The 13,096-nt window shown below is 72.8% G+C and carries 8 protein-coding genes; 5 read left to right on the top strand and 3 right to left on the bottom strand.

What is annotated here, in order from left to right:
- Positions 1 to 173: 173 nt before the first annotated feature.
- Positions 174 to 2,435, top strand: coding sequence for a threonine--tRNA ligase (gene thrS / locus WMF34_RS22505; RefSeq protein ID WP_012236984.1), 2,262 nt, complete (start codon positions 174 to 176; stop codon positions 2,433 to 2,435).
- Positions 2,436 to 2,437: 2 nt separating this feature from the next.
- Here thrS and pgl read toward each other — a convergent pair whose 3' ends face one another.
- From pgl to zwf, 3 genes are read right to left on the bottom strand one after another with little or no spacing between them, the layout of a single operon-like run.
- Complete coding sequence (gene pgl, locus WMF34_RS22510; RefSeq protein WP_012236985.1) at positions 2,438 to 3,163, bottom strand: 6-phosphogluconolactonase; 726 nt, start codon at positions 3,161 to 3,163, stop codon at positions 2,438 to 2,440.
- A gap of 23 nt (positions 3,164 to 3,186) precedes the next feature.
- Positions 3,187 to 4,254 carry a glucose-6-phosphate dehydrogenase assembly protein OpcA gene (locus tag WMF34_RS22515; RefSeq protein ID WP_231864997.1) on the bottom strand — a complete coding sequence of 356 codons (1,068 nt, stop codon included), beginning with the start codon at positions 4,252 to 4,254 and terminating at the stop codon, positions 3,187 to 3,189.
- The gene (gene zwf / locus WMF34_RS22520; protein WP_012236987.1) at positions 4,251 to 5,840 is read right to left on the bottom strand and encodes a glucose-6-phosphate dehydrogenase; all 1,590 of its coding nucleotides are present in this window, start codon (positions 5,838 to 5,840) and stop codon (positions 4,251 to 4,253) included. Before zwf ends, WMF34_RS22515 begins: the two co-directional genes overlap by 4 nt.
- Before the next feature lie 345 nt (positions 5,841 to 6,185).
- Between zwf and WMF34_RS22525 the strand changes: the two genes are divergently transcribed.
- From WMF34_RS22525 to WMF34_RS22540, 4 genes are all read left to right on the top strand, one after another.
- Positions 6,186 to 6,467 (top strand): DUF433 domain-containing protein, encoded by a 282-nt coding sequence (locus tag WMF34_RS22525; RefSeq protein WP_231864998.1) that lies wholly within the window; start codon positions 6,186 to 6,188, stop codon positions 6,465 to 6,467.
- Between the two features lie 354 nt (positions 6,468 to 6,821).
- Complete coding sequence (locus WMF34_RS22530) at positions 6,822 to 8,120, top strand: hypothetical protein (protein WP_231864999.1); 1,299 nt, start codon at positions 6,822 to 6,824, stop codon at positions 8,118 to 8,120.
- 327 nt (positions 8,121 to 8,447) lie between these two features.
- Complete coding sequence (locus tag WMF34_RS22535; protein WP_437994509.1) at positions 8,448 to 12,251, top strand: serine/threonine-protein kinase; 3,804 nt, start codon at positions 8,448 to 8,450, stop codon at positions 12,249 to 12,251.
- Entirely contained in the window at positions 12,248 to 13,057 is an 810-nt protein-coding gene (locus WMF34_RS22540) for a lysophospholipid acyltransferase family protein (protein WP_437994510.1), read from the top strand. Before WMF34_RS22535 ends, WMF34_RS22540 begins: the two co-directional genes overlap by 4 nt.
- The last annotated feature ends 39 nt before the right edge of the window (positions 13,058 to 13,096 follow it).

Genomic DNA, 13,096 nt, shown 5'->3' on the forward strand with positions numbered 1-13,096 from the left:
CGATCCGAGCAGGAGCGGACGAGCTCCTCGCGGGCGGCCTCACGCTCGCCCTCACGTTCAAATCGAGCGGCCGCGCGCGGCCGCGCGGCGTTGACACGTTGGTGCCATGGTGCTTTAAGACCGACACACCTGACGCTCGTACAGTCGGGGGAAAGAGAAAAGAAGGTCACGTCATGGCAACTTCGGTCGTTCTACCTGATGGGAAGGTCCTCGCGCTCGAGGATGGCAACACGGCGTTCGACGCCGCCCGGGCCATCTCGCCGAGGCTCGCCGAGGCCGTCGTCGTCGCGCGCGTCGACGGGGAGATCCAGGACCTCCGCGTGCCCCTCCGGGACGGCGCGAAGCTGGAGTTGCTGAAGGCCGACACGCCCGAGGGCAGGGACACGATCAACCACTCGGCCGAGCACCTCATGGCGACCGCCGTGCTGCGGCTGTTCCCGGGCGCCAAGGTCACGATGGGCCCGAAGAACCATGGTGACGAGTTCTATTACGACTTCGACGTTGCCGGTCGGACCTTCACCCCTTCCGACCTCGAGATGATCGAGGCCGAGGTGAAGAAGCTCATCGAGCAGAAGATCAAGTTCGAGCTTCATTCCGTCCACAAGAAGAACGCGCTGACCTACTTCGAGAGTTTGGGGCAGAAGAACGAATACAAGGAGGAGATCCTGTCCTGGATCCCCGAGGACAGCATATCGATCTATCGCTGCGGCGAGTTCGTGGATATCTGCCGCGGCCCGCACCTGCCCCACGCGGGGTTCATCAAGGGGTTCAAGATCACGTCGTCCTCGGCGGCCTACTGGCGCGCCGACGCCACGAAGCAGTCGCTCCAGCGCGTGCGCGGCGTGGCGTTCCCCAACAAGGACGACCTCGACAAGTACGTGCGCCGCCTGGAGGAGGCGAAGAAGCGCGACCACAGGACGCTCGGGCGGGATCTCGAGCTCTACCTCGTCTCCGAGCGCTACGACACCCACGCGTACTCCGAGAAGGACGAGATCGACCTCTACGTCGGCGTGGACGCGGAGGCGCCCCTCGACCGCGCGCTCGTGGAGCACACCCTCGGCGCCGCGGCCTCGGCGTTCCCCGGGCGGACCCTCCGGCGAACGGTGAAGTTCGGCGAGGCGCCGAAGGCGGCGGCGGGCGCGGGCGGCGGCGACGAGGCGCGCCCGCGCCTGCACGTCCGGCTCCGCGGCGCGGCGGCGCAGGAGTCGAAGAGCGCCTTCAGGGCCGCGGTGAGCGCCCGGAAGGACGCCGACGTCGAGGTGCACTTCGAGCCGCACTTCGTCGAGGAGATCGGCGCCGGCCTCGTCATGTGGCTCCCGAAGGGCGGGCTCCTGCGCACCATCATCGAGGACCAGTGGCGCAAGATGCACCTCGAGGAGGGCTACGACATCGTCTACTCGCCGCACATCGCCAAGGCGGACCTGTGGAAGACCTCGGGCCACTGGGACTTCTACCGGGAGGGGATGTTCTCCCCCATGTCGGTGGACGGCCACGACTACTGCTGCAAGCCCATGAACTGCCCGTTCCACATCCTCATGGTCAAGAGCCGGACGCGGAGCTACCGCGAGTTCCCGATGCGCCTCGCGGAGCTCGGGACGGTGTACCGGTACGAGGCCGCGGGCGTCATGCACGGCCTGATGCGCGTGCGAGGGTTCACCCAGGACGACGCGCACCTGTTCTGCCGCGCGGACCAGGTCGAGCAGGAGATCCACCGCGTGCTCCGCTTCATCCTGAAGATGCTCCGCACGTTCGGGTTCGAGCAGTTCGACATCAACCTCTCGACACGGCCGGAGAAGTACGTCGGCGGCCTGGAGGACTGGGCCAAGGCCGAGAGCACCCTCGCGGGCGCCCTCAAGGCCCTCGGCCTCGAGTACACGGTGGACCCGGGCGGCGGAGCGTTCTACGGGCCGAAGATCGATATCAAGCTGGTCGATGCGCTCGACCGTAGGTGGCAGTGCTCGACGCTCCAGTACGACTTCAACAACCCCGAGCGCTTCACGCTCGGGTTCGTGAACGCCAAGGGAGAGCTCGAGCAGCCGATCATGCTCCACCGGGCGCTCCTCGGCTCGATCGAGCGGTTCATCGGCGTGCTCCTGGAGCACCACGCGGGCGCCCTGCCGGCGTGGCTCTCACCGGAGCAGGCGCGCGTCGTCACGGTGTCGGACAAGCACAACGACCACGCCGAGCAGGTCACCCAGGCGCTGCGCGCTCACGGCATCCGGGCGAGCTTCGTCCGGAGCTCGGAGAAGCTCGGCGCGAAGATCCGCGAAGCGCAGGTCGAGAAGATCCCGCACATGCTCGTCATCGGGGACAAGGAGGTGGAGGCGAAGGGCGCCACCGTCCGGCTGCGTGACGGGAGCGACCGCGGCTTCATGAAGACCGAGGCGCTCGCCGAGTTCTTGCGCGAGCAGTGCGCGATCCCCGTCGTGACGTGACGTTACCCGGCCTGCGCGGCGGCGGCGTCGAGCAGCCAGACGAGCCGCCCGGGCCCGCCGCGCACGACCCGCGCCGGCACCTCGTCGGCCGGGCCGGGCCGCTTCGCCTGCGCCACGACCCCGCGCTTGCCCGCCCCGCGGGCCAGCAGCAGCTTCAGCCGCGCCTCCTGGATCACCGGCGCCGTCAGCGTCAGCCGCGGCTCCAGCCCCTTGTCCGGCTGCGCCGGGATCGCGGCGACCAGGCGGTCCTCGATGCCCGCCGCCCCCGTCCCGGGGAACAGCGAGGCCGTGTGCGCGTCGTCGCCGATCCCGAGCGTCATCACGTCGAAGGAGACCGCCGACGCGACCCCGAACCGCGCCCGCAAGAGCCGCTCGTACCGCGCCGCCGCCCCGGCGAGGTCCGGCGACTCGCCCTCCATGCGGAAGAAGCGCTCCTCCGGGATGGGGGCCGCCGCCAGATCCCGGCGCGCGGCGCCGTAGTTCGAGCGGGGGTGATCGGGCGCGACCGCGCGCTCGTCCACCCAGAACCACTCGGTCTGCGCCCACGGGAGCGACAGCGCCGCGAGCCGCTGGTACGCCTCCGACGGCGTGCTCCCGCCCGACAGCGCGATGCGCGCGACGCCGCGCGCATCGATCGCCGCCGCGATGGCGCGCGCGATGAGCTCCGCCCCGAGCCGCGCCAGCTCCGCAGCGTCCGCCGCGACGAGGGTCTCCTCACCACCGTTCATCTCGGTCCTCCTGTCGGCCCTCGTCAAAGGGCGCTCCACTTTGCCGCGGCGAGCACCGCCTCGCGCAGCAGCCGATCGCCCTCCAGCGAGTCGATCGTCTTCGCCAGCACCCACGTCTCGTCCCGGTAGCCGAGCGGGTGCAGGTGCTCAGCTGACCGCGCCCCCTCCATCGTCCACCGCACCGTGCCGGGCGCCTTGTCGAGCCGCACGCAGCCGAGCGTCAGCGGCTCGCCGCGCAGCGACGTCCACAGGCGCACGCCGTCGAGCCGCCGCCACGCCTGCGCGTCCGCCGGCGGCCCGTCGACGAGCGCGATCTCGATCGGCGCCCCGTCCGCGCCGCGGGCGCGGCCGATCACGCCGCCGCCGGACGGCGCGGGCCCCCGCGACTCGAACGTCCAGCCGAGCCGCGAGCCCATCCAGCCGAGGAACAGCGCCGCCGGATCCGGCTTCGCCCCCGCGCTGCGCGCGATCTCCACCCGCCGGATCGCCCGGCACGCCTCGGGCATGTCGTCGAAGAACCGCGCCACGAGCTCGCGGAACGAGAACGTCCGCACGAACGCCCGGTCCGCGAGCGGCGCCCTCGTCCCGCGCGCGACCTCCGCGATGCGCTCGATGCACGTCTCGGCCGAGTCGAACACCAGCCGATCGCAGATCGGCGCGAGCGCGTCGCCGAGCACGTTCGGCGCGCCGGGCGCGAGCTCGACGATCACGGTCACGTCGGAGATCGTGAGCGCGCTCACCACCGAAGCCACGCGCTCGGCCGCGGCCACCCCGAACGTGAGCTCCACGCGGTCGTAGCAGATCGGCACCTCGCCGGCGCGGCGGCACGTGGCCGACCAGTCGGCCTGGACGCTCAGCGGGTCGAGCCGGTCGTCGAGCGTGATGAGCAGGGTGCGGCCCGCGTGCGTCTCGGCGAGGTCCTCGGCCTGCTCCTTCAGGCGCTCGACCTCGGCGCGGCTCCCCACCGCCACGAAATTGAGGGTCGAGGCGCGCGTCTTCGGGGCCGGCTCCGCCCGCGACTCGTCGGGCGCCGACCAGAACTCGGCGAGCTCCGACTCGACCCGCTTGATGATCTCTGCGACCGCGCTCACGGCCGCCTCCACGCCCGCTCCGGGGCCTTCCCCCCGTCGCCGGCCCCGCACACCGCGCGCACGTCGTCCAGGGACGGCTCGACGAGGGCGTCGGCCTCCGGCGGGCCCCAGCTGCCCGCGGCGTAGCGCGCGATCGGCGCGCTCTGCGTCCTCCACCCCTCGAAGATCGGATCGACGAAGCCCCACTGCGCCTCGACCTCGTCGGCGCGCGTGAACAGCGTGGCGTCGCCGCGCAACGCGTCGAGCAGGAGCCGCTCGTACGCCTCGGGCGTGCTGGAGCCGAACGCGGCGCCGTACCGGAAATCCATCGTGACGCCGCGGATCGCGATGCCGCCGCCCGGGATCTTCGCCGCGAAGCGGAGCGAGATGCCCTCGTCGGGCTGGAGGCGCATCACGAGCGCGTTCGGCTCCTCGGTGGCGCCGGGGGCGCCCTTGAACAGGCCGTGCGGGAGCGGCTTGAAGTGCAGCACCACCTCGGCCACCCGCTTCGCCAGGCGCTTGCCGGCGCGCAGGTAGAACGGCACGCCGCCCCAGCGCCAGCTGTCCAGGTGGAGCTTCATCGCGACGTAGGTCTCCGTCGTCGAGTCCTTCGCGACGTCCGGCTCCTCCGTGTAGCCGGGCACCTTCTCGCCGCGCACCATGCCGGGCGCATACTGCCCGCGCACCGTCGACGACAGCGCGTCCGGGCCCGCGATCGGCCGGAGCGTGCGGAGCACCTTCACCTTCTCGTCGCGCACCGCGTCCGCGTCCCACGACGACGGCGGCTCCATCGCGACCAGCGTGAGCAGCTGGAGCGCGTGGTTCTGCACGATGTCGCGCGTGATGCCGACCTTCTCGTAGAACTTGCCGCGGCCCTCGACGCCGATCTCCTCGGCCACGGTGATCTGCACGTGATCGACGTGCTGGCGCGACCAGAGCGGCTCGAAGATCGTGTTGCCGAACCGCAGGACGAGGAGGTTCTGGACGGTCTCCTTCCCGAGGTAGTGGTCGATCCGGTAGATCTGCGACTCCGCGAGGTGGGCGAGCAGGTCGCGGTTGAGGGCGCGGGCGCTCTCCAGATCCTCGCCGAACGGCTTCTCGACGACGACGTGCTGGAACGGCGCGTCCTTCTCGTGCGACGGCGGCGCGACGAGGTTCGCCGCGCGCAGGCCGCGCACGATGGGCGCGAACTGGTCGGGGGCGACGGCGAGGTAAAAGACCCGGTTTTTGCGGGTGCCGCGCTCGGCGTCGAGCCGCTCGAGCTCCGCGGCGAGCCGGGTGTACGTCTCGGCCTCGTCGAACGCCCCCTGGACGTAGCTGATCCCCTTCTCGAGCTCGCTCCAGGTCGCCTCCTCGAGCGGGCGCCGCGAGTACTTCCCGACGGCCTCGCGCATCTCCTTCGCGAAATCCGGCTTCGGGCGCCGCGCCACGCCGACGACGGCGAAGCCGCCGGTGAGGAGCCGGCTGAGCGTCAGGTTGTAGACCGCGGGCAGCAGCTTGCGCCGCGTCAGGTCGCCCGAGGCGCCAAAGATGACGAGCGCGGCCGGCGAGGCGGTGCGCTCCTCGGGCATCCCTTCGCGAAGCGGGTTCTTCTCGGCTTGGGTCATGGTGGGTGAGCTCCGGTCGGTGACGGCGACGGGCACGATGCTCGCGCGCCTCCGCGGCGTAGGGTAGTCCCGATCGCGAGCGCGGGCGCAGAACGATGCGAGAACGATGCCGGAGATCGCGCGACCCGGGCGCCACGCGGGGACGACCGCGCGGGCGCGCACCGCCCGCACGCCCGCGCGGTCGCCCGCGCGCCCGCACAGCGCAGCGCCCGCGCCGAGCGTGCCCGCCGGCTCGCGGCGCCCTTCCATCCGATCGCGACCGGTACTAGGCTCCTCCGCGCGATGGCCGCGCCGGTGCTCCCGCGAATCCGCGTCCCCCACCCCCACGTGCGATGCGATAGCCAGGTGCTCGCCGGAAGCCCCCACGTCCTCGGGTCGCGCGTCCCGGTCCGGCGGCTCTGGGCGTGGCACCGCGGCGGCGCGTCGGTGGAGACGCTGCTCAAGCGGTACCCGAACCTCGGGCCCGCGCGCGTGCTCGACGCGCTCGCGTTCGCGTACGACAACCAGGACCTCATCGAGGCCGACATCGCGCGCGAGCAGCTGCTCTTCAAGAAGCAGGGCGGGCCCACGGTCGGCGCGCGCCCGCTCGCCCAGCTGAACCTCCCCTTCGACGAGGACGACGAGTAAGCGACGCCCGAGAGGGCGCGGCGGGCGAGGGACGGGGCGCGCGCGAGACGCCGCGGGCGAAATGCCGTGCGCGCCATGGGAAGCCCCTCGCGCGATATATCCAGGGGAAACGCCTCGCGCCACCTGCGATGCAGACCGCCGTCCCCGCGCGATGAGCTCAGCTTGATTCTTTACAGCCATCCTGACTTGGGGCAATGAGGGCCGTCCGTCGCTGGAGCCCGCGGTGCGTGGCTGCTCAACAGTGCGAGTGACCGTCGCGCAGGATCGCGGCTGTCCCAGCTTTCAAGGTCGCGGCTGCTGGTGTAGGGTCCGCGCTCCATGGGGTACCGATCGAGGTGCCGGAGGGATTCTGAGATGAGCGTCAATCGATGGAAGTTGTTCGCGATGCCCGTGGCCCTTCTCGGCCTGGCTTCGCCTCTCCTCGTGAACTGCGGCGGTAAGGGGATCCCTGGCGCGGACAGCCTTCCCGGCCCCGCCGGTGATCTGGCGTCGGCCGCGAGCGGCTGCGACGAGATGAAGAACGGCGGCATCGCGAACCTGAAGTTCGACGGCGGCGCCGAGGTCGAGGGCAAGATCAAGGGCTTCCTCGAGGCGGCTGCGTCGCTCGACAAGCTCACCGTCGCCATGGAGGCGGACCTCATCGCCTCGTGCGCCAAGCTCGGCAAGGACCTCGGCATGAGCGACGCCGAGCTCAAGGCCGACCCGAGCGGCGGCAAGGGCGCCGAGAAGGTCTGCGGCGCGGTCTCGGCCAAGGTGAACGCCGCCGTGAAGGCGAACGCCGAGGCGAAGATCACCGTCCAGATCGATCCGCCGAAGTGCTACGCCGACATCACCGCCATGCAGAAGTGCCTCGGCGACTGCGGGTCGCCGGTGCAGCCCGGCAAGCTCGAGGCGAGCTGTGAGGGCGGCGAGATCAGCGGCAAGTGCGACGCCGAGTGCAAGGGCAAGTGCAGCGTCGAGGCCGGCGCGGCGTGCACCGGCACCTGCAACGCGAGCTGCTCGGGCAAGTGCGACGTCGGCTTCAAGGGCACCTGCGGCGGCAAGTGCGACGGCAAGTGCGACGGCAAGGACTCGAAGGGCGCGGCGTGCGCCGGCACCTGCGAGGGCAAGTGCGACGCCAAGGCCGAGGGGTCCTGCTCGGGCACCTGCGAGGGCAGCTGCTCCGGCTCCTGCGAGGTCAAGGCCGCGGCGAAGTGCTCCGGCTCGTGCTCCGGCGGCTGCAGCGCCGAGATCAAGGAGCCGAAGTGCTCGGGCGAGTTCAAGCCCCCGAGCGTCGACCCGAGCTGCCAGATGCAGTGCACGGCGAAGACCGCCGGCGAGGCGAAGTGCGATGCGCCGAACGTCCGCATCGTGGCGAACGGCAAGGTGAACGCCGACGCGCAGAAGCTCGTCGCCGCGCTCCGCACGTCGCTCCCGGCGATCGCGAAGGTGCAGCTCGGCTCCGGCAAGAAGCTGGCGGCGGCGGTGTCCGGCGTCGGCAAGGCGGGCGTCGAGGTGAAGGACGTGGCGCTCAAGGCCGGCGGCAAGGCGGTCGCCTGCGTCGCGGCCGCGGTCGACGCGTCGGCCAGCGCGACGGCCTCGATCGACGTCAACATCAAGGCGAGCGCGAGCGTCAGCGGCTCGGCGAGCGGTTCGGCCAGCGGCGGGACCTGATCCCCGGCGCGGCCTGAGCGCGGGCGCGGCGGCGGTCCCCTCCTGGGGGCTGCCGCCGTCGTCATTTCAGGCGCCGAATCCAGGCCCGCGGCGCAGATCTGGATGCGAGCTCACCTTTCCGGTCGCGGCGCGAAGGCCGAGATCGGCGCCGGATGCGCCGTCCAACGTTGCCGGCAGGTTTCTTGGCCAGACAGCCGCGATGCGGCAAGCCGTCAAAGCGGCGTGCCTCCGGGAGGCGGCCAGGCCATTGCGCGCTGTCGCGGCGCTCGTCCGGGGTATCATGGTGCATCTGCGAACGATGACGGGGTACTCGGAAGGGCAGGAGCGATGGTCGGCGATCCCTTGATCGAGCGCGGCGCCAGGATCGGCGAGTACACGATCGAGGATCGCCTCGGCGAGGGCGGCTTCGGCGCCGTGTTCCGCGGCCGCGACGGGGCCGGCAACGACGCCGCCATCAAGATCTTCAAGGACGTGAGCGCCCAGAACGCCGGGCAGCTCTTCGCCCAGCAGAACGAGATCGAGGCGCTGCTCCGCCTGCGCCACCCCTCGCTCGTCAAGCTCTCCTCGTACGGCGTCCTGGACGGCGTGGGCCTCTACCTGGCGATGGAGCTCGTGCAGGGCGAGACGCTCGACCGGTACCTCGCGCGGATGGGCTCGCTCGACACGATCGAGGCCCTGCGCATCGCGCGCCGCGTGGCCGAGGCGCTCGCGCACTGCCACGCGCTCAACGTCCTGCACCTCGACCTCAAGCCGAGCAACATCGTCCTCACCGATCCGTACGAGCCCCGGCTCAAGATCCTCGATTTCGGCCTGGCGACGCTCACCGTGAGCTTCCAGCCCGAGCACGCCCGCGTCAACGCGGGCACCATCGCGTACCTGGCGCCCGAGTGCCTGAAGCGGGGCGCGCTCGGGCGCCCGAGCCCCCGGATGGACCTCTACGCGGTCGGCGTCATGCTCTACGAGCTGCTCGCCGGCCGGCTCCCGTTCTCGGACGGCACCGTCAACAGCGTCATCAACCAGAAGGTCTACGGCACGCTCGTGCCGCTCGCCCACGCGGCGCCCGAGACGCCGGCGCCCGTCGTCGCGCTCGTCGAGGAGCTCCTGGAGCGCGACCCGGCGCGGCGCTTCTCCAGCGCGGCCCGGCTCTGCGCTCGGCTCAAGGAGCTCTACTACGTCACGCTCCACGGCACCTCGCAGCCCCCGGCCGGGGCCGAGGACGAAGCGCACGAGCGCGACGCCGCCGCGCCGGAGGCCTTCGACGACGCGCACGACGCGCCCTTCGTCGGCCGCGAGCAGGAGCTCGGGCGGCTCATCGAGCTCGTCCAGGGCGCGGTGCGCGGCGAGCCGCGGCCGGCCGTGGTGGTCGGCGACACGGGCGTCGGCAAGAGCCGCCTCGTCGCCGAGCTGCTCCGGAGCGCCGAGCAGGCGGGCACGGCGATCGTCGCGTACGGCCGGTGCAGGGAGCTCTCCGGGCTCGTGCCCTACTCCGCGATCCGCGAGGCGCTGACGCAGATCGCGCTCTGGCTGGAGCGGCACGGCGACAGCCGGGCGGCGCGCATCCGCCGGCTGGTGAGCCTCGTCATCGCCGACGACGCCGCCCTCCTCCGGGGGCTCGTGCCGGAGCTGACGCGCGCGGTCGGGCTCGCCGACGAGGGCGGCGCCATCGGCCCGGGCGGAACGCGCTGGATCGCCGAGCTGATCCTGCGGCTGCTCGGCGCGATCTCCGAGGAGATCCCGGTCGTCCTCGCGATCGAGGACGTGCACTGGGCCGACGAGGCGACGCAGGAGGTGCTGCAGCGCCTCTCGGATCAGCTCGGAGAGATGCCGGTGCTGCTGCTCGCCACGGCGCGGCCGCCCTTCGCGCGCGGCTCGTCGCTGCCTCCGCCCGGCTCGTCGCTGCCTCCGCCCGGCTCGTCCGCGCTGCGCGGCCCGGGCTCGTCGCCGATGACGCCGCGCGCGGCGGGGTGGCTCGCGTGGAAGGACGTCGAGCGCCTCGACCTCGGCCCGCTCCGGCCCGAGGCGAACCGGGCGCTCCTCTCCGCGCTCGGCCGCGGCGCGGGGGACGACCTCGTCCAGGAGCTCGTGCGCCGCGTCCCGCTGCTCGCCGCGGGCAACCCGCTCTTCAACATCCAGGTCGTCCGCAACATGGAGACCGAGGGCTTCCTGCACCGCAGCCGGAGCGGCGCGCTCGAGATCTCCCGCGCCGACGCGCACTACCTCGCGCCCGCGTCGGTCTCGGACGTCCTCTCGCGCAGCATCGACGCGCTCGATCCCACGACGGTCCAGGTCCTCGGCGTCGCCGCGCTCATCGGCCGCCAGTTCCTGCGCGACGATCTGGTCGAGCTCGGGCTCTTCGACCCGGCGGAGGTCGACCGCGCCCTGCGCGACGCCGCCGCGCACTACGTCTGCCTCGGCGAGGACGGAGGCCTCGCGTCGTTCTCGCACGACGCGGCGCGCGAGCAGCTCGCCGCCCGCGTGCCGCCCGAGGAGCGCCCCGACTACCACGGGCGCATCGCGCGGCGCATCGAGCTGCGCGGCGGCGATCCGGGGACGCTCGCGCACCACGTCGAGCGCGCCGGCGAGCTCGACCGCGCCGCGTCGACGTACCTGCTCGCGGCGAGCGAGGCCGATCGGCTGCAGGATCCGCACGGCGCCAGCCGCCGGCTGAAGCAGGCGCTCGCGCTGCTCGAGCGGCTGCCGCTCGACCCGGCGCGGATCGAGCTCAGGGCCCGCTGCGCGCACGAGCTCGCGCGCGTGGCGTGCCTGCTCGGCAGCACGGCGGAGCCGCTCGATCTGCTCCGCCGCACGCAGGGGGCGCTGCCGGAGACGCCGCTCGTCACGGCGGCCCTCTCCAGCGCGCTGTCGCGCGTGCACTATGTGCGGGGCGAGTTCGCCGACGCGGTGGCCCACAGCCGCAAGGCGCTCGAGGCGATCGGCTCGAGCCCGGAGCTGCGCCCGTACCAGTGCCTGCCGGCGAACATCCTCGGGCGCGCGCTGTGCGCGGCCGGCAAGGTGGGCCCGGCGACCGAGCCGCTCCGCCGCGGCTGCGAGCTCGCGGAGGCGGCGGGCGAGTACGTCGAGCTCTGCCACTCGCGCGGCATCCTCTGCGTCGCGCTGAGCCAGTCCGGCTTCTACGCCGAGGCCGAGCAGAACGCCGCGGACGCCGCGCGCCTCGCCGAGCGCCTGCGCGACCCGGTGCGGCTGCTCGGCACGTGGTTCTACCACGCGGTGCTCGCGGAGGGCCGGTTCGACTGGGATCTCGGGGTCCGGTCGACAGCGCAGCTGCTCTCGTACGCCGAGGAGCACGGCCTGAGCGGGCTCTACCTGTACATGGGGACGATGTACGCGGGCCGGCACCAGTTCCACATGGGCCAGCTCACGCGGGCCCGCGTGCTGATCGCGAACGCGGTCAACCTGAGCGGCGTGCTGGGCATCGGCATGGGGCGCGGCTGGGCGGAGGGGTACCTGGGCGACGTGTATTTCGTGCAGGGCCTGCTTCGCGAGGCGCTCGCCGCCTACGAGCGGGCGATCGAGATCGGCTCGGCGGGGACGGGCGACGCGTACGCCGTGAGCCTCGGCCGGGTCGGCCGGATGCACGCGCGGGCGCTGCTCGCCGACGAAAGCGGCGCCGGCCAGGCCAGCGAGCTCGCCGTATACGGCCGGGAGACGCTCGATCTCATCCGCGCGTCGGGCAACCGGACGCTGCTGGTGACGGCGCTCGAGCGTCACGCCGAGGCGTTCGACGCGCTGGGCGACGGGGGGGCTGCGCGCGGCGTCCGCGCCGAGCGCGCGGCGCTCGTCGGGGAGCTCGGCCTGACGGATCCGACGTTCTGGCCGCGCGTCCCGGCCGAGGCGGCGTTCCAGGGCCCCCCGCGGGCGTACTGGGCCGATCTGCCGCGCGAGGTCCGGAGCGCGGGCCCGAGCAACGTCGGCACGACGCAGATCGTGGGCGCGACGGTGGCGGAGCTCGCGGCGGCGGCGACGATCGCGGTCCCGGAGGAGGATCTCGGCGGGCCGACGATCGTGGCGATCCCGCGGCTCCGCCACGTCACGCTGCTGGAGACGCTGGCCTCGGTGGAGGGCTTCGTCCCCCGCTTCGACGGGCCGGAGGCCCCGCCGGTCGCCAAGTGACGGCGGAGGCTGCGCGGCCGGCGCCTGCCGGAACTGTCGAGGTCGTGCGCACGGCGCTCGCCCACACCTGGGCGATGCTGTTTCTGGTCGTGCTGCTCCCCGTCGGGCTGCTCTGCTTCCCCTTCGATCCCCGGCAGCGGATGCACGATCGGCTCTCGGTCGTGTGGGCGCGCGGGGCGCTCTGGCTGGTCGGCGTGCGCATCGAGGCCGAGGGCGTCGAGCACGCCCGGCCGGGCGAGCGGTACGTGATCGCGGCGAACCACCAGAGCACGCTCGACATCCTCGCGTTGCTCGTGGTGCTCCAGGGGCGCACGCCGCTCCGGTTCCTGGCGAAGCGCGCGCTGTTCCGCGTGCCCGTGCTGGGCTGGGGCATGCGCCTGTACGGCCACACGCCTGTCGACCGGCGGCGCGCCCGCGGCGCGCTCGCGGATCTCGGCGAGGCGCGGCGCAACGTGATGCAGCGGTGGTCGACGGTGTTCTTCCCCGAGGGCACCCGGAGCGCGACGGGTCGGCTCCTGCCCTTCCGGCTGGGCGCGTTCCGGACCGCCTCGGCCGCGGGCGCGCGCGTCCTGCCGGTGACCATCGACGGCGCGGGCGCGCTGCAGCCGAAGGGGCGTTATGCCGCCGCGCCCGGCGTCGTGCGGGTCGTTGTGCACCCGCCGCTCGACCCGCCGGGCGCGTCCGCCGAGGCGCTGCACGCCTCGATGGAGGCGTGCAGGTCCGCCGTGGTGTCGGCGCTGCCGGAGGCGCTCCGGGACGGAGGCGAGGCGGTCGCTCGCCCGGAGCACCCCGAACAGCGTCGGTGAGGCGGGCATCACGGCAGTCCAGAGCCTCCGGGTCGAGCT

This window comes from Sorangium sp. So ce145 (genome assembly GCF_051525985.1).
GTDB lineage: Bacteria > Myxococcota_A > Polyangia > Polyangiales > Polyangiaceae > Sorangium > Sorangium cellulosum_B.

Coding starts and splice junctions, on each gene's coding strand:
- thrS (WP_012236984.1), top strand. CDS start 174: ATGGCAACTTCGGTCGTTCTACCTGATGGGAAGGTCCTCGCGCTCGAG.
- zwf (WP_012236987.1), bottom strand. CDS start 5,840: ATGACCCAAGCCGAGAAGAACCCGCTTCGCGAAGGGATGCCCGAGGAG.
- WMF34_RS22530 (WP_231864999.1), top strand. CDS start 6,822: ATGAGCGTCAATCGATGGAAGTTGTTCGCGATGCCCGTGGCCCTTCTC.
- WMF34_RS22535 (WP_437994509.1), top strand. CDS start 8,448: ATGGTCGGCGATCCCTTGATCGAGCGCGGCGCCAGGATCGGCGAGTAC.
- pgl (WP_012236985.1), bottom strand. CDS start 3,163: ATGAACGGTGGTGAGGAGACCCTCGTCGCGGCGGACGCTGCGGAGCTG.